The organism is Salinicola sp. MIT1003, assembly GCF_001858555.1.
In the GTDB taxonomy this organism is placed as follows: domain Bacteria; phylum Pseudomonadota; class Gammaproteobacteria; order Pseudomonadales; family Halomonadaceae; genus Salinicola; species Salinicola salarius.
In genome coordinates this window covers 273,281-294,863 of the sequence record NZ_MCAP01000022.1, presented here as the reverse complement: position 1 = coordinate 294,863, position 21,583 = coordinate 273,281, and the positions used below count along the sequence as shown (strand labels likewise).

Annotated in this window: 21 protein-coding genes; 14 read left to right on the top strand and 7 right to left on the bottom strand. The window is 64.5% G+C overall.

Annotated features, from left to right (window positions below; translation table 11 throughout):
- Window positions 1–193 precede the first annotated feature (193 nt).
- From BC443_RS11150 to gap, 4 genes are all read right to left on the bottom strand, one after another.
- Entirely contained in the window at window positions 194–1,000 is an 807-nt protein-coding gene (locus BC443_RS11150) for a dienelactone hydrolase family protein (RefSeq protein ID WP_083387338.1), read from the bottom strand.
- A gap of 64 nt (window positions 1,001–1,064) precedes the next feature.
- A complete protein-coding gene (locus BC443_RS11145) occupies window positions 1,065–2,372 on the bottom strand; it encodes a sensor domain-containing diguanylate cyclase (RefSeq protein WP_071231898.1) in 1,308 nt (435 codons plus the stop codon).
- A gap of 64 nt (window positions 2,373–2,436) precedes the next feature.
- Entirely contained in the window at window positions 2,437–2,754 is a 318-nt protein-coding gene (locus BC443_RS11140; RefSeq protein ID WP_071231897.1) for a hypothetical protein, read from the bottom strand.
- 376 nt (window positions 2,755–3,130) lie between these two features.
- The gene (gap, locus tag BC443_RS11135; protein ID WP_071231896.1) at window positions 3,131–4,132 is read right to left on the bottom strand and encodes a type I glyceraldehyde-3-phosphate dehydrogenase; all 1,002 of its coding nucleotides are present in this window, start codon (window positions 4,130–4,132) and stop codon (window positions 3,131–3,133) included.
- Window positions 4,133–4,395: 263 nt separating this feature from the next.
- On the opposite strand from gap, the gene edd reads away from it, so the two are divergent.
- The 9 genes from edd to BC443_RS11090 all read left to right on the top strand — a co-directional run bounded on the left by edd (window position 4,396) and on the right by BC443_RS11090 (window position 13,317).
- Window positions 4,396–6,246 (top strand): phosphogluconate dehydratase, encoded by a 1,851-nt coding sequence (gene edd, locus BC443_RS11130; protein ID WP_071231895.1) that lies wholly within the window; start codon window positions 4,396–4,398, stop codon window positions 6,244–6,246.
- Window positions 6,243–7,202: a glucokinase gene (gene glk / locus BC443_RS11125; protein ID WP_071231894.1), complete on the top strand. Its 960-nt coding sequence runs from the start codon at window positions 6,243–6,245 to the stop codon at window positions 7,200–7,202. The genes edd and glk overlap by 4 nt, the downstream gene beginning before the upstream one ends.
- On the top strand, window positions 7,199–8,110 hold the full coding sequence (locus BC443_RS11120) for a D-hexose-6-phosphate mutarotase (protein ID WP_071231893.1): 912 nt from the start codon (window positions 7,199–7,201) through the stop codon (window positions 8,108–8,110). The genes glk and BC443_RS11120 overlap by 4 nt, the downstream gene beginning before the upstream one ends.
- Window positions 8,107–8,982 (top strand): aldo/keto reductase, encoded by an 876-nt coding sequence (locus tag BC443_RS11115; protein ID WP_244179809.1) that lies wholly within the window; start codon window positions 8,107–8,109, stop codon window positions 8,980–8,982. The genes BC443_RS11120 and BC443_RS11115 overlap by 4 nt, the downstream gene beginning before the upstream one ends.
- 110 nt (window positions 8,983–9,092) lie before the next feature.
- Window positions 9,093–10,061 carry a carbohydrate kinase gene (locus BC443_RS11110; RefSeq protein ID WP_071231892.1) on the top strand — a complete coding sequence of 323 codons (969 nt, stop codon included), beginning with the start codon at window positions 9,093–9,095 and terminating at the stop codon, window positions 10,059–10,061.
- A 230-nt stretch (window positions 10,062–10,291) separates the two neighbouring features.
- The gene (locus BC443_RS11105) at window positions 10,292–10,993 is read left to right on the top strand and encodes a CoA transferase subunit A (RefSeq protein WP_071231891.1); all 702 of its coding nucleotides are present in this window, start codon (window positions 10,292–10,294) and stop codon (window positions 10,991–10,993) included.
- Window position 10,994: 1 nt separating this feature from the next.
- Window positions 10,995–11,642: a CoA transferase subunit B gene (locus BC443_RS11100; RefSeq protein ID WP_071231890.1), complete on the top strand. Its 648-nt coding sequence runs from the start codon at window positions 10,995–10,997 to the stop codon at window positions 11,640–11,642.
- Window positions 11,643–11,664: 22 nt separating this feature from the next.
- A complete protein-coding gene (locus BC443_RS11095) occupies window positions 11,665–12,837 on the top strand; it encodes an acetyl-CoA C-acetyltransferase (RefSeq protein WP_071231925.1) in 1,173 nt (390 codons plus the stop codon).
- A 192-nt stretch (window positions 12,838–13,029) separates the two neighbouring features.
- The gene (locus tag BC443_RS11090) at window positions 13,030–13,317 is read left to right on the top strand and encodes a DUF4235 domain-containing protein (RefSeq protein WP_071231889.1); all 288 of its coding nucleotides are present in this window, start codon (window positions 13,030–13,032) and stop codon (window positions 13,315–13,317) included.
- A gap of 91 nt (window positions 13,318–13,408) precedes the next feature.
- Here BC443_RS11090 and BC443_RS11085 read toward each other — a convergent pair whose 3' ends face one another.
- From BC443_RS11085 to zwf, 3 genes are all read right to left on the bottom strand, one after another.
- Entirely contained in the window at window positions 13,409–14,071 is a 663-nt protein-coding gene (locus BC443_RS11085; protein WP_071231888.1) for a bifunctional 4-hydroxy-2-oxoglutarate aldolase/2-dehydro-3-deoxy-phosphogluconate aldolase, read from the bottom strand.
- 64 nt (window positions 14,072–14,135) lie between these two features.
- Window positions 14,136–14,810, bottom strand: a complete 675-nt coding sequence (gene pgl, locus BC443_RS11080) for a 6-phosphogluconolactonase (protein ID WP_071231887.1) — start codon at window positions 14,808–14,810, stop codon at window positions 14,136–14,138.
- Window positions 14,797–16,281 carry a glucose-6-phosphate dehydrogenase gene (gene zwf / locus BC443_RS11075; RefSeq protein ID WP_071231886.1) on the bottom strand — a complete coding sequence of 495 codons (1,485 nt, stop codon included), beginning with the start codon at window positions 16,279–16,281 and terminating at the stop codon, window positions 14,797–14,799. Before zwf ends, pgl begins: the two co-directional genes overlap by 14 nt.
- Window positions 16,282–16,519: 238 nt before the next feature.
- Here zwf and hexR point away from each other — a divergent pair, with 238 nt between their 5' ends.
- The 5 genes from hexR (at window position 16,520) to BC443_RS11050 (ending at window position 21,503) form a co-directional block, all read left to right on the top strand.
- On the top strand, window positions 16,520–17,380 hold the full coding sequence (gene hexR, locus BC443_RS11070; protein ID WP_071231885.1) for a transcriptional regulator HexR: 861 nt from the start codon (window positions 16,520–16,522) through the stop codon (window positions 17,378–17,380).
- Between the two features lie 132 nt (window positions 17,381–17,512).
- Window positions 17,513–18,367 carry a putative selenate ABC transporter substrate-binding protein gene (locus BC443_RS11065; protein WP_071231884.1) on the top strand — a complete coding sequence of 285 codons (855 nt, stop codon included), beginning with the start codon at window positions 17,513–17,515 and terminating at the stop codon, window positions 18,365–18,367.
- A 5-nt stretch (window positions 18,368–18,372) separates the two neighbouring features.
- Entirely contained in the window at window positions 18,373–19,071 is a 699-nt protein-coding gene (locus BC443_RS11060) for an ATP-binding cassette domain-containing protein (RefSeq protein ID WP_071231883.1), read from the top strand.
- The gene (locus tag BC443_RS11055; protein WP_071231882.1) at window positions 19,068–20,564 is read left to right on the top strand and encodes an ABC transporter permease; all 1,497 of its coding nucleotides are present in this window, start codon (window positions 19,068–19,070) and stop codon (window positions 20,562–20,564) included. Before BC443_RS11060 ends, BC443_RS11055 begins: the two co-directional genes overlap by 4 nt.
- A gap of 249 nt (window positions 20,565–20,813) precedes the next feature.
- Entirely contained in the window at window positions 20,814–21,503 is a 690-nt protein-coding gene (locus tag BC443_RS11050; RefSeq protein ID WP_071231881.1) for a beta-ketoacyl synthase chain length factor, read from the top strand.
- Window positions 21,504–21,583 lie beyond the last annotated feature (80 nt).

Genomic DNA, 21,583 nt, shown 5'->3' with positions numbered 1-21,583 from the left:
TTGAAGTTCTCGTCGTATCTTGCCATCAAAAACACCCCGAAGGTTGGATGGGTGTCCAACTTTCGGGGTGCAGTTCAGGTCGTTCGTGGCTTTCTGCTGCCTGGCCCGTAGCCCGTAGCTCGTAGCCCCTAGCCCGTAGCCCGTAGCCCGTAGCCCGTAGCCCGTAGCCCGTAGCCCGTAGCCCGTCTTCAGCCTACTGATTCAGCGCCTTGTCCAGCGTCAGCAACGCAGCCTGCCAGGAGGCAGCATCCGCCGCCGCGTCGTAGCCGAGCGGAAGTTCGTTCTCCGCGGCCAGCCTGTCGGCATCCGGATTGGTGAAAGCGTGCTTGGCACCGGGATACTGCACCACGCGAACGTCCGCGCCATCTTCCGTCAATGCCGTCGCCATGCTGTCGAGCGCCTCGGGGTCGACCAGCGAATCGTCCTGGCCGTTGTAGATGCGCACCAGGCCGTCGAACGGCTGCGGGTTGGTGACGACCTGAGTCGGACTGCCATGGAAGCTGATCGCCGCTTCCAACGGCATGCCCGCCAATGCCATGTTCATCACCACGCCACCACCGAAGCAGTAGCCGATCGCCGCCATGCGATCCTCGCGCACCGCAGGATGTTCACGCAGCGCTGTCATCGCCGCTTCCAGCCGCGCTCGAGCGGAGGGCCAGTCCTGCATGACCTGGCTGGAGAACGCCTTGGCATCCTCCGGGTGCTGGGCCACCTTGCCGCCGCCATACATGTCTACCGCCAGTGCCACGAAGCCCAGTGCCGCCAGCTGATCGGCCTTGTGCTTGATGTAGTCGTTGAGCCCCCACCATTCATGGACCAGCAGTACGCCGGGACGAGGCTCGTCATCGCTGGCGTTGTAGGCAAGATACCCCTGGTAGGTCTGGCCGCCCGTGGCATATTCGAAAGTCTCGCCCTGGACGCGTGGACCTTCGACCTCGTCGGCCCACGCCGGCAGACACATCAGGCTGAGCAGCAAGGCCAGCAGTAATCGTCCCATCATCGTTCTCCTTCTTTGACTGGCTTGGCGCAGGTTCGGCTGGCTCGACGTCGACTCGCACAGCGGCTCATGGCGCCTGCTGAACGCGATCCCGCCCGCGCTGCTTGGCATTCTGCATTCCCGCCTCGGCACGCGCCAGCATGGCTTCCGCGGTCTCGTCACTGCGCCGTTCGGCGACCCCAAGACTAACCGAGAACGACAGCCAATGACCATGAAACTCCACCCGGGTCGAAGCTAGACGCCCGCGCAGTTTATCGGCGATGGTGGCCGTTTCCTGCAGCGATTTGCCGCTCATCAGCAACGCGAAGGAATCGTCGCCCAATCGGCCGAAGCTGAACCGCTCTCTCAACGTCGCCCGGCACATTTCGCCGATGCAACTGAGCACGAGATCGCCGCCCTCGCGCCCCCAATCGCGGTTGATATCGCTGAAATGGTCGACATCGAACACGATCAGCGTAAACCTAGCGCCGGTGTCTCCACTTGCGAACGCATGCCGCATCAGGCCCATGAAAGGCTCTCGATTGAGCGCCGAGGTCAATTCGTCGGTGGCGGTGTACGCATTCCACTGCAGCGACTGGTGGCGGCGTTGGGTGATATCCCTCGCGATGGCAACCCAGCCCGGCATGACCGGGGGCTCCAGCGTCTGCCCCAACGGCAGCGGATAAGGCGAAAAGTGGATCTCGAACCAGCGGTACACCCCATCCCGGTGTCTCAGACGCAGCTCCACCATGGGAGAACTCGCCTCGGCGGCTCCTTCGATCAGCAGGCGCCGAACCCGGGAGCCATCCTCGGGCGCCATCAGGCCGAAGAGAGACGTCGACAGCAGCGACGCTGCGCTGACACCGAGCGCGCCTTGGGTGTTACCCGCCGCGTAATGGCACTCCATATCCTCATCGAGCGCCAAGATCACATCGCCGCTGTGATCGAGCAGGGACTGCGGGGACAAGCCGTCGTCATTCGCGGGAGCGGCAGGCAGTCGCGGCTGCAGGAAACCGATGAGTGTCACGACCTCGCCGTCCGCGTCACGCTGGATGCTGATACTGTCGTCGACTTGACACTCGGAGCCATCTCGCCTTTCGATGACGTAGGACAGCCGCGCCGTGAGCTCGCCCTCGGTCAGGGCCTGCTGCAATCGTTCGAGCAGCGGCCTGCGCTCGGATTCGGGAATCTGCGCCAGCCACAGCTCGGGCTGGGAAAGGTAGTCCGTGGCGGGACGATGGCCCAGCGCGTCGATGGAATCGGCGACGAAGCGCAGCTCACCCAGCCACCAGGCCGAGTCGGTGACATAGACCGTGCCCGGCAAGCATTGCAGCCACTGTCGGGCGTCCGCGCCCGAAACTTCATCGTCATGCACGAAGGCATCCCGTGAATCCATGCACTCCGGCCTCGTCTAGCCGCAGTGCTGTTTCCAAGCGGCTGGGTGGTAAAACGAGATCGTGTCAGCGAAAGCCGACACGACGCTGAGCGACCGCGGGCGAAGAGGACGCATCATCAGATGAGCTTCGCGCCTCATCGTCACCCCTGGCTCGATGATCGCGACTCTTCGACTGAGCATGGCAGCAGGCATCCGCCAGCTGGCGCAGCTCGTCGCGAGTCAGCTCGAAACGATGCATGCCCGCCTGCTCCTGCCAGATCACGAAAATTACTGGCACGGAACGCGATTGGTCGACACCCACGATCTTCCCGAGCCGCTTCTCTTCAGGGTCGCGAATGGTCTCGCCAATCAGGCGATGCGCGTTGATGATGTTGTCCTGCATGACGCCGCCAACCTCAATGCATGGTGGAAAGATAGGGCATGTTCGGACTTACACTAGAGGGTCAGCCTGACAAGTCCAAGCCCACCAACGCAATTGCCCAGCATACAGGGTTCTATCGACAACGGATTGGATGACTTGAACGCAAAACTGGCGCTACTTCGATGGTATGCGACTCGGTCGCCTGCCCCCTTCTAGCCGAGGGGGACACGTCGCGCGGGTGTCCGGAGGGAGAAAATACCAAAAAAGAGGGGCGACAGACGCTCTGCCACCCCTCGATCCTGCTTCATCGTTTTCGGCTATCGCCTTTGACTGTCGCTTGCGACTCGCTTTCGAGCCACTCTTGCCAGGCGTTCAGCCAGCGAAACCGATATTCACCTCAGCTGGCGGCCTGCATGGCCAGTGCCGTATCCAGCATGCGGTTTGAGAAGCCCCACTCGTTGTCGTACCAGGCCATGACCTTGACCAGACGCCCGTTCACGCGCGTGTGGTTGGCATCGAAGGTGGAAGAGTTGGCGTCGTGGTTGAAGTCGATCGACACCAGCGGCTGAGAGTTCACTGCCAGTACCGGCGACTTGGCCGCTGCCTTCTCGACGATCTCGTTGATCTCTTCCTTGCTCGTCTCGCGACCGGCAGTGAAGACCAGGTCCACCAGCGACACGTTGATGACCGGCACCCGCACCGCGAGCCCGTCGAGCTTGCCGTTCAGTTCGGGCAGCACCAGCCCGACGGCTGCGGCGGCACCGGTCTTGGTCGGGATCATCGACTGCGTGGCACTGCGCGCGCGGTACGGATCCTTGTGGTAGACGTCGGACAGGTTCTGGTCATTGGTGTAGGCATGCACCGTGGTCATCAGGCCATTCTCGATACCCACGCTCTCCTGCAGCGCCTGGGCTACCGGCGCCAGGCAGTTGGTGGTGCAGGAAGCGTTGGAAACCACCCGATGCTCCGCCTTCAGTGTCCCTTCGTTGACGCCGAACACGATCGTCGCGTCGGCATCGCCGCTGGGTGCGGAAATCAGCACACGCTCCGCGCCGGCATCGATGTGCTTGGCTGCGGCCTCGCGCTTGGTGAACAGCCCGGTGCACTCCATCACCAGGTCGACGTTCAGCGATTTCCAGGGCAGCTGCGACGGATCGCGCTCCGAGAGGATGCGAATGCTATCTCCGTCTACGCTCAGGGTATCGCTGTCGTGAGTGACGTCGAAGCCGAAACGTCCATGCACGCTGTCATGACGCAGCAGGTGCGCGTTGAGCGCCGGATCGCCCAGGTCGTTGATGGCGACGACTTCGATCCGGTCGCGATAACCGTTTTCGTACATGGCACGAAGTACGTTACGGCCGATGCGACCGAATCCGTTGATGGCGACACGCAATGTCATGGTGCTCTCCTCCTGATGACGTAACTCGAACGTTTGGGGAATGTGGCACGGTCGCGCCTGATCACGCATTCGTGAATGGCGCGGATCGAACGACAGCGCTCGATCACCGCGAAACTGCCAATAGTCTAGAACACCAGTCTAGAACATCGACGAATGAAAAAATATTACTCCGAAAGACTAATACAAAAGGCCCATCCGCGAACAAATGCCATAATTTTTGGTAAGTTTACCAAACAACCATGACAGCTCGATGAGGCAACCCCATGACGCTCAACCCCACTGTCGACCGCGTGACCCGACGCATCGAGGCCCGATCGGCCGATCGCCGCCGCCTCTATGAAGAACGCATGGAGCAGCAGCATCGTCGCGGCGTCCACCGCGCCGAACTCTCCTGCGGCAACCTGGCCCATGGCTTCGCCGCCTGCAATGCCGGCGACAAGAACAGCCTGAAGCTGATGAACAGCGCCAACGTCGGCATCGTCTCTTCCTATAACGACATGCTGTCCGCTCATCAGCCGCTCGAGCACTTCCCCGACCTGATCAAGGAAGCCGCCCGCGGCATGGGCAGCACCGCGCAGTTCGCCGGCGGCGTGCCGGCCATGTGCGACGGGGTGACCCAGGGCCAGCCCGGCATGGAGCTGTCGCTGTTCTCTCGCGACGTGATCGCCATGTCGACGGCCGTGGCGATGTCGCACAACATGTTCGACGGCGCACTGTATCTTGGCGTGTGTGACAAGATCGTGCCGGGCCTGTTCATCGGTGCCGCGCGCTTCGGCCACCTGCCAGCGGTGTTCGTTCCCGCCGGCCCCATGCCGAGCGGCCTGCCCAACGCCGAGAAGTCCCGGATCCGCCAGCTCTACGCCGAAGGCAAGGTTGGCCGCGATGCGCTGCTGGAGGCTGAGTCGGACTCCTACCACAGCCCGGGCACCTGCACCTTCTACGGCACCGCCAACTCCAACCAGCTGATGCTCGAGATGATGGGCCTGCACATGCCGGGCACCTCGTTCGTCAACCCGAACACGCCGCTGCGCGACGCGATCACCCGATTCAGCACCGAGCAGGTGATCCGCAACAGTGACCAGGCCGGCAGCTATCATCCGTTCTACAAGCAGATCGACGCCCATGCCATCGTCAACGCCATGATCGGGCTGCTCTCTTCCGGTGGATCGACCAACCATACGCTGCACCTGGTGGCGATGGCCGCCGCCGTCGGCCTGACCATCACCTGGGACGACTTCGCCGAGCTTTCGACAGTGATTCCCGGGCTGACCCGGATCTACCCCAACGGGCAGGCGGACGTGAACCACTTCCACGCCGCCGGCGGCGTCAGCTTCCTGGTCCGCGAGTTGCTGTCCGCGGGCCTGATGCATGCCGATGTCCGCACCGCTTTCGGCACCGACATGACCGCCTACACCCAGGAGCCGTTCCTGGAAGATGACAAGCTGATCTGGCGAGAAGGCACCCGACAGAGCCTCGACGAAGACGTGCTGCGGCCGGTAACGCGCCCGTTCTCCCCCACCGGCGGGCTGGCCGTGCTGGACGGCAACCTGGGACGCGGGGTGATCAAGGTTTCCGCCGTCAAACCGGAGTTCCGCCGGGTCGAGGCGCCGGTGCGGATCTTCGACGACCAGAGCCAGGTCAAGGCCGCGTTCGAGAGCGGCGAGCTGGATCGCGACGTCATCGTCGTCGTGCGCTTCCAGGGGCCGCGCGCCAACGGCATGCCGGAACTGCACCAGTTGACGCCGTTTCTCGGCGTGCTGCAGGATCGCGGATACAAGGTCGCGCTGGTCACCGACGGACGAATGTCCGGCGCCTCTGGTAAGGTACCGGCGGCCATCCACATCACTCCGGAAGCCGTCGATGCCGGCCCGATCGCCTATCTGCGCGACGGCGACACGGTGCTGCTCGACCCGGATAACGGCGTGCTCGAGGCCCTGGTGGATGCCGAAACCTGGGCGCAACGCGAACCGGCGACCTGCGACCTGAACCACTATCATCATGGAATGGGCCGCGAACTGTTCGCCGGGTTCCGCCAGCTGGTCGGCGGTGCCGAGGAAGGCGCGGCCACCTTTGGCGGTTTCGATGCCGCCGACTTGCCCGGAGGGCACCAATGACGATTCCCGCCCTGATCGGCGACATAGGCGGAACCAACGCACGTTTTGCGCTGGTGATGCCCGGCAGCGTCGAGCTGCAATCGATCGAGACGCTCCCCTGCGCGCGCTATGGCGGGCTGGTCGAGGCCATCCAGGCCTACTTGAAACAGGTCGGCGCAGAGACGCCCGACGAGGCGTGCCTGGCCTTCGCCTGCCCGGTGCACGAAGATTGGGTCAAGATGACCAACAACGACTGGGCGTTCTCCAAGAAGGCCGTCGCCGAGGAACTCGGCCTGTCGAATTTCAAGGTCATCAACGACTTCACCGCCCAGGCCCTCGGCATTCCTCACATCGACGAAAAGGAACTGGTCAAGATCGGTGAAGGCGAGGCCGAACCTCGACGCCCGCGCCTGGTGATCGGCCCGGGAACCGGGCTCGGCGTCGCCGGACTGGTCCCCAGTCGGCGCGCCTGGATTCCGCTGACGACCGAAGGCGGCCACGCCACCTTTGCCCCTACCGATCAGCGCGAATACCAGCTTCTCGACCATTTCCGAGCCCGTTATGGCCGGGTCTCGATCGAACGTCTGCTGTGCGGCCAGGGCCTGCTCGATCTCTATCTCGCCCATGCGGCACTACTCAATGTCACCGCCCACTACAACACCCCGGCGGAGATTACCGGGGCCGCCCGGGCGGGCGATCGCGTTGCCCGCGAGACCTTGATGCGCTTTCTCAAGATCCTCGGCAGCGTGGCCGGCGACGCCGCGCTGACCCTCGGCGCGCTGGGCGGGGTCTATCTCTGCGGCGGTATCACGCCACGTCTGATCGAGTGGCTGCCGCGCAGCGATTTCCGTCGCGCCTTTGCCGACAAGGGCCGGCTGAGCGCCTACAATGCGGGAATTCCCACCTGGGTGGTGACGGCGCCGTGGACCGGCCTTCTGGGTGCGGCGGAAGCCCTGCACAACGAGGAGGTGACATGATTCCCGATACGCTGCGGCAGCTGATCGACGCGACGAACGGTCAGCGGGAAGCCGAATGGGAAGGTCGGCGCGTGCTGCTGATCAATGCCGACTGGGGCGAGCTGGCGATTTCGTTGCAGGGCGCTCAGGTTCTGCACTTTTTACCTTTCGCCCCCGAAGCCGGGCAAGGCGTCCGACCGGCATCCGGCACGGAGGATGGCTGGCTCTGGGTCACCCCGACGCCGCAGCCGATGCCCGGTGCCATTCGCGGCGGGATCCCGCTGTGCTGGCCGTGGTTCGCCGACGAGTCGCCGGACGGCAAGGGCCCGATGCATGGCCCCGCCCGCACAGTGCAATGGCGCATCGATGCCGTCGACGAGAGCGTGACCGGCGGCGGGGTCGAGATTCACCTCTCCCCCGAAGAGCGGCTGCACGATCAGCTCGTTCCCAATGCCGTGGTTCACGCCAACGCCCAGCGCCTGAGCGTCGAACTGATGACTCGCCACGCCGGCACCACCCCGGTCAAGCTGACCGGCGCGCTGCACACCTATTTTGCCGTCGCCGATACGCACCGGTGCCGTATCGAAGGGCTGGCCGGCGCCCGCTATCTGGACAAGCTCGAACACTTTGCCGAGCATCATCAGCAGGGGGAACTGGGCATTCGTGGCGCGCTGGACCGTATCTACCAGTCGAACCGCCCTGTCGTTCTCGACGATGGCCAACGACGTCTGCGGATCAGCAAGCAGGGCAGCGACTCCACCGTCGTCTGGCACCCGGGCAACGGCCTGCCGGGAGATACCCCCGCCGCCGTCGGCCAGCGCTTTCTGTGCATCGAAGCGGCCTGCACCCGGGTCGATCCCGTCTGGCTGGTGCCGGATGGCCAGCATCTGCTCGCCACCACGATCAGCCGAGAGGAAACCCCGGCGTGAGCGAAGATCTCTACTTCGATGCCCCGTTCATTCTGGGCATGATGCGGCTGCACGAAAGGCCCGACTTCAACGAGCCAGAGAAGCTCGCCGACTGGCTGGAAGCGCGCGTCGATCAGGGCCTGCACTGGTTCGATCACGCCGACATCTACGGCAACCACAAGTGCGAGCAGTTGTTCGGCGAGGCGCTGTCGCATCGCCCGGCGCTCAAGTCCCGGGTTCGAGTGGTGACCAAAGGCGATATCGTCCTGCCGCATCGCGACATCTCTCCGTTCGGAGTCAAGCATTACGACACGTCCGAGCGCTATCTTGCCCAGGTCATCGACAGTTCACTCTCCCGCCTCGGCGTCGACCGGCTCGATCATTTCCTGCTGCACCGCCCCGACCCACTGATGGATGCCGAAGCCACGGCCCGAGCACTGGATGACGCCATCGCTGCCGGCAAGGTCGGCGCCGTAGGCGTTTCCAACTTCCTGCCCGAACAGTGGCGGCGCCTGCAAGCCGCGATGCATCACCGGCTCGGCGCTCACCAGCTCGAGCTTTCGCTGGCCCATCCCGACGCGCTGTTCGATGGTTTCTACGACGCCGTCCTGGCCGACGGACTGGCACCGATGGCCTGGTCGCCGCTGGGCGGCGGCTCGGTGTTCGAAGACGTTCTCGGCACGGCGCTTTCGCGGCTGGCCGACCAGCTCAACTCGACCACGGCCGGCTTGGCACTGGCCTGGCTGCGGCGCCTTCCCGGCCAGCCGATTCCAGTGATCGGAACGTTGAATGAAAGACGTATCGACAATTTGCTGCTGAGCAGTAATCTCGAACTCGATCGCCCGACGTGGTTTGCGCTGCTTGAGGAAGCCCGCAGTTACCGCGTGCCGTGATGACGTTCGGTGCGGCATCCTGTTTGAGATCAGTTTCGATGAAATCAGCTTCGATGAGATCAAGCACGCCGCACCTCGATTTTCGTTCGACATAGAGAGCCGGTTGACCCATGACTCCCATCATCGCCTTCGGCGAAGCCCTCGTCGACATGCTGTCCAGCCGTCTGGGTGACGACAGCGGCCCCGAGACCTTTACGCCCTACGCCGGCGGCGCGCCCGCCAATGCTGCCGTGGCCTGCGCCCGCCAGGGTGTCCCCAGCCTCTTTCTCGGCATGATCGGTGATGACCGTTTCGGCGACTTCCTGATCGACGAACTGACCCGCTACGGCGTCGACACCCAATACGTGGTGCGCACCCGCGAGGCTCGCACGGCACTGGCTTTCGTTTCCCGCGACAGCCGCGGCGAGCGCCAGTTCGACTTCTACCGTCCGCCCGCCGCGGATCTGCTCTACCGTCGCGAGCACCTGCCGCCGGGCATCTTCACCGAGCCCGCGCTGGTCCATCTTTGCAGCAACAGCCTGACCGATGCCGCCATTGCCCGCACCACGCTGGATCTCGCCAGCATTGCGCGGCGCGGCGGCTGTCTGATCAGCGTCGATGCCAACCTGCGCGCGATGCTGTGGCCCCAGGGCAAGATCGATGTGCCCCTGGTCGAACAGCTGCTCGAACGCGCTCATGTCATCAAGCTCTCCGCCGAAGAGCTCGACATCCTGCGCGGTGATCGCAGCGCCGAGGAATGGATCAGCGCCAGGCTGTCCAAGGGCACCCGACTGATCGTGATCACCGACGGCCCGGGGCCGGTGAGCGCGCACCTGGCCGATCGCCAGCTGCAGGCGATTCCGCCCAGCGTTCAGGCAGTGGATACCACCGCGGCCGGCGACGCCTTCATCGGCGGCCTGCTGGCCTCCCTGGCGCGAGACGACGTGACCTGCGAGACACTCGCCGACTGGCTGGCCGACGAAACCCGGCTGACCGAGGCGCTGACGTTCGCCTGTCGCTGCGGTGCCTTCGCGGCCACTCGTGCCGGCGCCTTCGTCTCGTTGCCCGGCACCGACGATCTCGACGACCTGCCCCGCTAGGCCGCCATCCACCTTCATCGAGACAACCAGCGCCGCCTTCCTGGCGGCGCTGCTACTATCGTCTAACCTGCCCACGTCGCTCTCGCTCGGGTGGTAATGTCTTCCTCCATCGATCGCTTGAGATAGCGCGTGTCCGCACGTTCATTGCCAATCTGAACGGAGCGAACGTTGCGGCACAGCGGCTTCGAAGCGATCTTTTGCACGACTTCCGTTTCACAGGACGAGGACTCATGGACAAAGTGTTTGGCAGCGCCGCTGAAGCGCTGGAAGGTCTCATCGAAGACGGCATGACTCTCGCCGTTGGCGGCTTCGGCCTGTGCGGCATCCCCGAATCGCTGATCGTCGCCCTGCGTGACACCGGCAAGAAGGATCTGACGGTCGCCAGCAACAATGCCGGCGTCGACGGCTTCGGCCTCGGGCTGCTGCTCGAGTCGCGTCAGATCAGGAAGATGCTCTCTTCCTATGTCGGCGAGAACAAGGAGTTCGAGCGCCAGTACCTTTCCGGCGAACTGGAGCTCGAATTCTGCCCGCAGGGCACGCTGGCCGAGCGCCTGCGCGCAGGCGGTGCCGGCATCGCCGCCTTCTTTACCAAGACCGGCTACGGCACCAGGATCGCCGAAGGCAAGGAGGTGCGCGAATTCGATGGCGAGCACTACGTGATGGAGCGCGGCCTGCCGGTGGACGTCGCCCTGATCAAGGCGAAGGTCGCCGACAAGGCGGGCAATCTGCGCTTCAACAAGACCGCGCGCAACTTCAACCCGCTGGCCGCGATGGCCGGCAAGGTCTGCGTCGCCGAGGTCGAAGAGATCGTCGAGACGGGCGCCATCGATCCCGACGATATCCATCTGCCGGGGATCTTCGTGCATCGCATCGTCCATAATCCGACACCGGAAAAACGCATCGAGAAACGCACGCTCAGGGAGGTGAACTGAGATGGCCTGGACCAAGGAACAGATGGCAGAGCGCGCCGCCGGCGAATTGCGTGACGGCTTCTACGTCAACCTCGGCATCGGTCAGCCGACATTGGTAGCGAACTATATTCCCGAGGGCATGGACGTCTGGCTACAGTCGGAGAACGGCCTGCTCGGCATCGGCCCCTTCCCGACCGAAGAGACCGTCGACCCCGATCTGATCAACGCCGGCAAACAGACCGTCACCGCCCTGCCGGGCAGCAGTTACTTCGACAATGCCGAATCCTTCGCCATGATTCGCGGCGGCCATATCAACCTGGCGATTCTGGGCGCGATGCAGGTCTCCGAGAAAGGCGACCTCGCCAACTGGATGATCCCGGGCAAGATGGTCAAGGGCATGGGCGGCGCGATGGATCTGGTCGCTGGCGTGCAGCGCGTGGTGGTGCTGATGAGCCACACGGCCAAGGGCGAGCACAAGATCCTGAGCGAATGCACGCTGCCGCTGACCGGGGTCGGCGTGGTCGATCGGATCATTACCGACCTGGGCGTGATGGATATCACCGAGGAAGGGCTGGCCCTGGTCGAGCTGGCACCCGGTGTCACCCTCGAGGAAATTTCCGCAGCCACAGGCTGCAAGCTGATCGACAAACGGGAGACTTCCCATGCCTGACGTTTCCGGACCGACCACGCCCATGCGCGACGTGGTGATCGTCGCCGCCACGCGCACGCCGATCGGCACATTCCAGGGCGGCCTTTCCAGCGTTCCAGCGGTAACGCTGGGCGCGACCGTCATTCGACGCGTTCTGGAAGGCATCGACCCGACCGGCGTCGACGAGGTGATCATGGGGCACGTGCTGCGCGCCGGCCTGGGCCAGAACACCGCGCGCCAGGCCGCGATCGAAGCCGGCGTGCCGGACAGCGTGCCAGCGATGACCATCGACAAGGTCTGCGGCTCCGGGCTGAAAGCGGTGCACCTGGCGGTCCAGGCGATCCGCTGCGGCGATGCCGAGATCATCGTCGCCGGCGGCATGGAGAGCATGAGCCTGGCACCCTACGTACTGCCCAAGGCCCGCACCGGCCTGCGCATGGGTCACGCCGAGCTGCTCGACAGCATGATCCACGATGGCCTGTGGGACGCCTTCAACGACTATCACATGGGCATCACGGCGGAGAACGTGGCCGAGCGCTGGGGCATCTCCCGCGAAGAGCAGGATGCCTATGCCGCCGAATCCCAGCGGCGTGCCTCGCAGGCTCGCGAAGCCGGACGCTTCGATGCCGAGATCACGCCGGTGAGCGTGCCTCAGCGGCGCGGCGACCCCATCATGATCGAGCGCGACGAACAGCCCCGCGACGGCGTTACCGCCGAATCGCTGGGCAAGCTCAAGCCGGCGTTCTCCAAGACCGGCAGCGTCACCGCCGGCAACGCCTCTTCGCTCAACGACGGTGCCGCCGCCCTGCTCATCATGAGCGCCGAACGGGCCAGGACCCTTGGGCTACCCGTGCTGGCGACGATCCGTGCCTACGCCAACGCCGCCGTCGACCCAGCGACCATGGGCATCGGCCCGGTACCGGCGACCCGACGCTGTCTGGAACGTGCCGGCTGGACGATCGACGAGCTGGACCTGATCGAGGCCAATGAAGCCTTCGCCGCCCAGACGCTGGCCGTGGCCAAGGATCTCGGCTGGGACGGCAGCAAGGTCAACGTCAACGGCGGCGCCATCGCGCTGGGTCACCCAATCGGGGCCTCCGGCGCCCGCATTCTGGTGACGCTGCTGCACGAGATGCAGCGCCGCGACGTCCACAAGGGACTGGCGACGCTATGCATCGGCGGTGGCCAGGGCGTGGCGACGGCGATCGAGCGGTAGACGCCAGAACGTCAGGCGGCAGAACGCCGTCGTGCCTGCCGAAGCCGTGATCCTCCATGTCCATGATCCTAAACCCCAAACCGTAAGCCCTGGCCGTCGAATTCGCCCGGTGTGCGCCTCGGGCATTCGACTGGTGAGTCTTCGAAGGATCGACCAGACTATCGGGACAATCTATCCAGGAAGGAGAATTTCGTGAAGCCTCAGACACTGTGGACCATCGTTGGCACGAGCACGGCGGTTTTATCCGGCGTGCTGGCTCGTCAAAGCCTCAAACAGACCTTTCGCAAGGGCGTTTTCGAGCCACCGATCAATCCCGACGAGGATGATGTCGAATGGCGTCAGGCGCTGCTCTGGGGTGCGGCCTCCGGCATGGCAGTAGGAATGGCGCGCATCGTTGGCTGGAAACTGGCATCGGCCGGCATGCGGCGTACTCGCCGCTCGCGTCGCGGTCAGCGTCTTCTGGCGCGCCTCGAGGACTGATACCCCATCGCTAATCCCGGTCGACCCGGTCGATCACCAGGGAGCGCGGCCCGAGCGCCCGAGCCCGGAAGACCGGGCGCTCGATGCCGGTTCAGCGCGGATAGCGCTGCGTGGCTTCCCGTGTCAGTTCGGTAATACCCGCCCAATCTTCGTTATCGATGAGCGACTTTGGCGCCATCCAGGAACCACCGACGCACATCACGTTGGGTAGCGCCAGATAGTCTGCGGCGTTGTCCACGGTGACCCCGCCAGTCGGGCAGAACAGCGCTTCCGGCAGCGGACCGCCGAAGGATTTCAGCGCCTTGGCACCGCCATTCGCTTCCGCCGGGAAGAACTTGAAACGGCGATAGCCGTACTCCCAGCCGGTGACGACCTCGGAAACCGTGGCCACGCCCGGCAGCAGCGGCACGTCGCTGCCGGCGCCATACTCGAACAGGGCCGGCGTCGTGCCGGGCGTGACGACGAAATCGACGCCGATCTCCTCGCAGACCCGGTACTGATCGATGCCCAGCACGGTGCCCGCGCCGATGATCGCATCCGGCAGCGCCTGCTTGATCTGCTTGATGGCCTCGACCGCGCACTCGGTACGCAACGTGATTTCGAGGACATTCAGACCGCCCTCGACCAGCGCCTTGGCCAGCGGTACGGCATGTTCGAGACGCTCGATGACGAGAACGGGGATGATGGCGCCGGAGCGGCAGATTTCGTCCAGACGCTCGATGTGTGAAGCGGGCAAACGTTGAGCGGATGACATAGAGAGGAGACTCCTTTGAAGAATATCGGCACTCGCTCGGTCGGCGGGCAGGTGCCGGCAGGCGCTAAGGCGCCCAGTAGAGGGTAAGCGGACAGGCCAGGAAGGCACGGATCGGCAGTTCGCGGACGTCATCCCCGCTGAGCGCCTGGGCCAGCACCGCCTTCTTGGCGTCGCCGACCAGATGCAGCGCGAGGCGGCGCGCGTCATGCAATCGCGCCGCGCTCAAGGTAATGCGAGGCTGCGACACGCTGGGCGCGCGTACCGCGACGACGCTCTCATCCGTACTCAGCGCCAGCGAAAGCTCGCCGCTATCCGGGAACAGCGAAGCGGTATGGCCGTCATCGCCCATGCCGAGCACGACCAGGCTGGCCGGCCACGGCAGCGTCGCCAGACGGGCGGCGACCGTCGCCGCGCCCTGCTCCGGCGTGGGGTCGGAGGTGGTCAGCGAGTGAAAGGTCGCCGCGGCGGCCGGCCCTGTCAGCAGCGTTTCCCGGACCAGGCGCGCATTGCTGTCGGCGTGCTCCTCGGGCACCCAGCGCTCGTCGGCGAGGGTGATATCGACCCGCGACCACGCCACCGGCTGCTCGGCCAGCCGCCGGAAGAACGGCAGCGGGGTCGAACCGCCGGAGACGACCAGCAGCGCGCGTGGCTGGCTGGCCAGGTCCGCCGTCAATGCCTGGGCGGCAGCGACAGCCAGCTGCGCACCGATCTGCTCGCGAGCGCTGTCAGTAGTCTTCATACCAGGAGCGACCGTCCTGCGTGATCATCGCGATGGAGGCCACGGGCCCCCAGGAGCCCGCCGGATAGCGACGCGGCGGAATATCACGCTTTTCCCAGCCAGCGATGAGGTGATCGACCCACTTCCAGGCGTACTCGACTTCGTCGCGACGCACGAACAGATACTGCTGGCCTTTCATGACCTCCAGCAGCAGGCGCTCGTAGGCGTCCGGAATCCGCTCCTTGGGGAAGGCGTGGTTGAAATCCAGATGCAGCGGGCCGGGGCGCAGGCGCATGCCCTTGTCGAGGCCGCCGTCCTTGGTCAGCACCTGCAGCGCGATCCCCTCTTCCGGCTGCAGCCGGATCACCAGCTTGTTGGCAGCGAGGTTGCGCTGGTCCGGATCGAAGATGTAGTGCGGCTGCTGGCGGAAGTGAATCACGATCTGCGACAGCTTCTCCGGCATGCGCTTACCGGTACGCAGGTAGAACGGCACGCCGGCCCAGCGCCAGTTGGCCACTTCGAGACGCATGGCGACGAAGGTCTCGGTGGTGCTGGAGGTGTTGGCGTCCTCTTCGTCGAGATACCCCGGGACGCTCTCGCCGTCTATGGTGCCGGCGACGTACTGCCCGCGAACCACGTGGCGGTTGAGGTCCTCGCCTTCCAGCGGCTTGAGCGCCTTGAGCACCTTCACCTTCTCGTCGCGAATGGCATCCGCGTCCAGGTTGGCCGGCGGATCCATGGCGAGCATGGTCAGCAGCTGCAGGAGATGGTTCTGGACCATGTCGCGCAGTTGGCCGGCCTTGTCGAAGTAGCCCCAGCGCCCTTCGATACCAACCTGCTCGGCCACGGTGATCTCGACGTGGGAGATCTGGCTCTGGTTCCACTGGTTGCCGAACATCGGGTTGGCGAAACGCAGTGCGATCAGGTTCTGGACCGTTTCCTTGCCCAGATAGTGATCCATGCGATAGATGCGAGATTCGGGGAAGACGGCACCGATGGCGTCGTTGATCTCATGCGAGGACTCGAGGTCATAACCGATCGGTTTCTCGACCACCACCCGCGATTCGCCATCCAGGCTGCCGCTCTGCTCGAGATTGGCGCAGATCGCCCCGTAGATGCTGGCGGGCACGGCAAGGTAGATGGTCAGCGGACACAGGGGATCCGGGCTCTGGGCGTGCCAGTCCCGAATCTTCTCGTAGCCGTCGACGGTGTCGAAATCGAGCTGCGCGTACTCGAGCCGGGCCAGGAAGCGGTCGAGACACCTCTGCTCCAGCTCCTTGGGCTTGATGCGCTTCTTGAGCGTCCCGAGTACGGTGCTGCGGAAACTGTCGATGTCATGCTCGCGACGTGCCAGCCCCAGAATTCGGGTATCGGTACCCAGCAGGCCATCGCGATCCAGATGATAGAGTGCCGGGTAAAGTTTGCGCAGCGCCAAGTCGCCAAGCGCGCCGAACAGAGCCAAGTCCACGTTGGGCGTTGCCTCTCGAGTCATTGCCTCCCTCCGCCAGTGTCGTTAATTTACGAATAAAATACGCCATCCAGGCGTCATTTGACATTCGACTTCGTCATTAAATTACCGCCTCCTACCAGTATACCGCGCCGCAGGGCCACGAGGGCGTAACCTGGCGATCACGGCCTATCACCGCTTGGCGCTGTTGCCGGCAGACGCTAGGATGCAGGGCCTGTGATGATTCACCCGTCATTCCGCCGCAAGGAGATGCCCCGCAACCATGGCAATGCACGATCTCATCGCCCGCATTCGTTCGCGGGTCGACGACCTCAATCGCTCGGAACGCAAGGTCGCCGACGTCATCCTGCAGGACCCCAACGCGGCAATTGGCATGAGCATAGCCACTCTGGCACAGGCTGCCACGGTGAGCGAACCCACGGTCAACCGCTTCTGTCGCAATTTCGAAACCAAAGGCTATCCGGACTTCAAGATCCAGCTGGCCCAGAGTCTGGCAGGCGGAACGCCCTACGTCAGCCGCAGCGTGGAGAGCGACGACGATGCGGCGGCCTATACCGACAAGATCATCGGCGCGACCATCGCCGCACTGGACGAGGCTCGCCGCGAGATCGACCCGAAGCGGATCGAGCGCGTCGTCGATCATCTCTCCCAGGCCCGCCAGATCAGCTTCTTCGCCCTCGGCGCCTCGGCGCCGGCGGCCTTCGATGCGCAGAACAAGTTCTTCCGCTTCAACCTGCCGGTGGCCGCCTACAACGACGTGCTGATGCAGCGCATGATCGCGGCGGCGTCCCATACCGGCGACGTCATCGTGGTGATTTCCTATACCGGCCGCACCCGTGAACTGGTGGAAGTCGCCAAGGTGGCCCGCGACAGCGGTGCACTGGTCATCGGCATCACTCGCGATGGGTCGCCGCTGGCGGAAGTCTGCACCGACATCCTGCCGGTCGACCTGCCGGAAGACACGGAAGTCTACATGCCGATGAGTTCGCGAATGATCCACATGGCGTTGATCGACGTGCTCGCGACAGGCGTGACGCTGCGCCGAGGCGAGTCGTTCCTGCCTCATCTCAAGAAGATCAAGGAGAGCCTGCGGCCGACCAAATTCCCGCCGAAGGATAAGTGACGACAGTCTCTCGGCCTTCGAGTCACCGGGCAGCCAGACGTCCATCAACATGGATAACCACACGCGGCTTAATGCCGATGCGCTCATGCGGTTATCATGGCCGCCTTCTGAAATCATCGAGGCCCGTTTCCCATGCGCTGGATGTTTGCCCTGGTTCTGTCGATCGGCTGTTCGCTCGCCCATGCCGACGAGACTTTCCGCTTCACGGCCATCCCCGATGAGGACCAGTCTCGCCTGGTCGAACGCTTCTCCAAGGTTGCCGATTACCTCTCGGATCGGCTCGGCGTCGATGTCGAATACGTTCCCGTCACGTCCTATGGCGCCGCGGTCACCGCCTTCCGCAACGACCAGGTACAGCTTGCCTGGTTCGGCGGCCTCTCCGGCGTCCAGGCCCGCCAACTGGTGCCCGGCTCGCAAGCCATCGCCCAGGGCAAGGAAGATGCCGAGTTCGTGAGCTACTTCATCGCCAATACCGCCACCGGCATCGAGCCGCAGCAGGAAGCGCTGCCCGAATCCGTGGCCGGCCACTCGTTCACGTTCGGCGCCAAGACCTCGACGTCCGGTCGCCTGATGCCGGAGCACTTCATTCGCCAGCGCTTCGACGAGGCTCCCGAGCAGGTCTTCTCCCGCGTGGGCTTCTCCGGTGATCACACGCGCACCATCGCGCTGGTGGAATCCGGCACCTACGATGTCGGCGCGGTGAACTTCACCGTCTGGCAGGCTGCCGTCGAGGATGGGCGCGTCGATACCGACAAGGTCGAAGTGATCTGGGAATCGCCGACCTATCCGGACTATCAGTGGACGCTGCGCGGCGACGCCGACGAGCGTTACGGCAAAGGCTTCACGCAGAAGGTGCAGCAGGCACTGGTCGACATGACCGATCCGGCACTGCTGGAGAGCTTTCCGCGCTCGGGCTTCATTCCGGCCAGCAACGATGACTACGGCCCGATCGAGTCGGTCGGGAAGTCCATCGGCCTGCTGCGCTGAGACCCATGCCGCTACTGACTTTCGATAGCGCCGACCTGGGCTACGGGACGCAGGTGGTGCTGCCGGCGTTGACGCTCTCCCTGGAAGCCGGCGAGCGCGTGGCGCTACTGGGTCAGAGCGGCGCCGGCAAGTCGACGCTGCTTGCCGAGATTCGTCGCCGGCTGGGCAATACCGCCGCCTGGTGCCCGCAGGGACACGGGCTGGTGCCACTGCTCTCGGTCTATCACAACATCTATATGGGGCAGCTCGAACGGCACGCCGCGCTGAGCAACCTCTTCAACCTCCTCAAGCCTCGTCGCCAGGCGTGGCAGACCATCGAAGCCCTGGCTGACGAGCTGGGCCTCGAAGGATTGCTGCGCCGCCCCGTGGCGCAGCTTTCCGGCGGTCAGCGCCAGCGGGTCGCGATCGCCAGAGCGTTCTACCAGCAGCGCGAGGTCTTCCTTGGCGACGAACCGCTGGCCAGCGTCGATCCTCATCAGGCGCTGCGACTGCTGGAGCATATCCAGACTCGCCATGCCTCCAGCGTCATCGCCCTGCACCAGCATCGGCTGGCGCTAGCGCATTTCGATCGGGTCATCGGCCTGCGTGACGGTCGGATAGTCCTGGATGCCCCAGCGCGAGAGCTGACGCTCGCCCAGCTGGACGCGCTTTATCCGGATGCGAGGAAATCGAGTCGCGGGACCGAGGTAGATGCCACGACATGAGCGCGCCTCCCGGACTGCTGCAAGGCAATAGCCCTGGACTCACTCTGGCACGCCGCTCGCTGGCGCTGATTCTGCTGTGCCTGCTGCTGCTCCCCTTCGCCGACCTGCGGATCGTCGCCGTCGATCCGTGGGGGGAAGTGTGGCGAATGGCGCAAGGTTTCGTCCGGCCCGACTTCGTCGCGCTGGAAAGCCCGCTTCGAGCGATCGCCCTGACCGTCAGCGTCGCGCTATGGGGAACCCTCATCGGCGCCGTGCTCGGCTTCCCGCTGGCGCTGATCTTTCATCGCTCGCGGCTCGTGCGCGCCTTCTGCGCCTTCATGCGCGCCATCCATGAGCTGTTCTGGGCGCTGCTGTTCCTGCAGGTCTTCGGCCTCTCCGCGGTCACCGCGCTCGCCGCGCTGGCGATCCCCTACGCCGGGATCTTTGCCAAGGTCTACGCAGAGATTCTGGAACTCACGCCGAAAGCCCCGACGGAGGCGCTGCCTGCCGGCACCGACCGGCTGTCCCGCTTTCTCTATGCCGAGCTGCCGCTGGTCTGGGAACGGCTTGCCAGCTACACCCGCTACCGTTTCGAATGCGCCATGCGGGCCAGCGTGCTGCTCGGCTTCGTGGGGCTGCCGACGCTCGGCTTCTATCTCGAGAGCGCCTTCCGCGAGGGGCGTTTCGGTGAAGCCGGGGCACTGCTGTGGCTCTTCTATGCCCTCGTCGCCACGCTGCCGTGGTGGGGGCATCGCCGGCTGTTGTTACCGCTGCTGATCGGCGCGCTGTTCTTTCTGGGGCCGTGGCCCGATGTCGATGGCCATCTGCTATGGCGCTTCGTCAGCCATGATCTGTGGCCGGCACCGCTACTCGACGGGAACCTGGCCGGTCTGGGGTCGTGGCTGTCCAGCCTGCCGGACCTGCTGCCGGCCATCGGCAATACGCTACTGTTGGCATTGATGGGCACCGTCGGCAGCCTGGTACTGGCGCTGCTGTTGTGGCCGCTGGCCAGCTTTCACTTCGGCCACCCATGGCAGCGCTTCGGCGGCCGGCTGCTGCTGGTCGTATTGCGCTCGACGCCGGAACTGATGCTCGCCTTCATCTTCCTGCTGATGCTGGGGCCTTCGATGCTGCCGGCCTGGCTCGCCCTGGCCCTGCATAACGGCGCGCTGATCGCCTTTCTGGTCGCACGCCACGCCGACGGCCTGACGATCGGCATGGCGGATCTGCCGGCCTCCGGACGCTACGCCTACGAACTGCTGCCGCGCCTTTACCCCAACCTGCTGGCACTGCTCTGCTATCGCGCGGAAGTCATCATGCGCGAAACCGCCCTGCTCGGCATGCTGGGTGTCGCCACGCTGGGCTTCTACATCGACTCCAGCTTCCAGTACCTGATGTTCGATCAGGCCTTCTTTCTGCTGCTGGTCACCGCCGGCCTCAACATCGCCATCGACACCATCTCCCGCCGTTTCCGGCCTCGCGACGTCCCGCTCGACGATCCCTGTAGTCGCTAGGGGCCGGTTTGTGGGCCAACGCCCGTCGATATTTGATCTGTATCAAGTTCAACCGAGGAAACCGAGGGTAGGCTTATTCAGGCCCAAGGGATCGTCCTCCCGGGGTGCGTCGAACCCCGGTTCGGCGCTCTGATGCCCTCCGCCCATGGCGCCACCCTCCTTCAGAATGCATAAAGCTTGCACCGCGCTGACCTTATTTTCCGTTATGATGCGTAAAGTTGCAGCAATACGGATCGTTGAAACGACGCCATGACGGACCTTTACCTACAGGATTGGCGAGCCTGGACACCTCACCGCGAAACCGACGGGGAATCCCGGCTCGACACGCGTGACAAGCCTGCCGGCAAGGCCATTCCCTCGATGTTGCGGCGCCGTCTCAACCTGCTCGGACGCGCGGTTTGCGACATGCTCTTGGACCTCGATCCCAGTGCAGACGCCATCGTGCTTCACGCCTCTCGTCATGGCGACGGCGAGCGCACGCTGGAGATGCTGTACGGCTTGACTGAAGGCGAGCCGCTGTCGCCGGCGCGTTTCGGCCTGTCGGTACACAATGCCATCGCCGGCGTCTACTCGATCGCCAGCGGCAATCGACGCAGCCAGCAGGCGATCGCAGCCAGCGGCGGCGAGTGGGCCGCCTTGATCGCCGAGGCGCGCGGCTATCTCGCCGACGACCATTCGAGCGTCGTGGTCGTTTTCAGTGACCAGCCCGTTCCTCGACGCTTCGCCGCCTACGCGCCGGAATCCTGCTCGGCAGCCGTTGCCCTTCGAATCGGCCAGGCCCCGGCCCCCGATGCACGACGACTCTCGGAAACCTCGGTCACGGTGGAGACGCCGACCTTGCAGCCACTCGACATCATCGACTGGCTGATGGACAAGCGTGCGACCGTGGCGTGTCCCATGAGCCGCCGTGGTTGGCAACTCGCCAGCGTTCGGCCATGATCCGCAGCCCATGACATGACGTTTACCGCATGACATTTCCCGAGGCCGAAACGACAGGCCTGCACGCCGGACGCCACCGG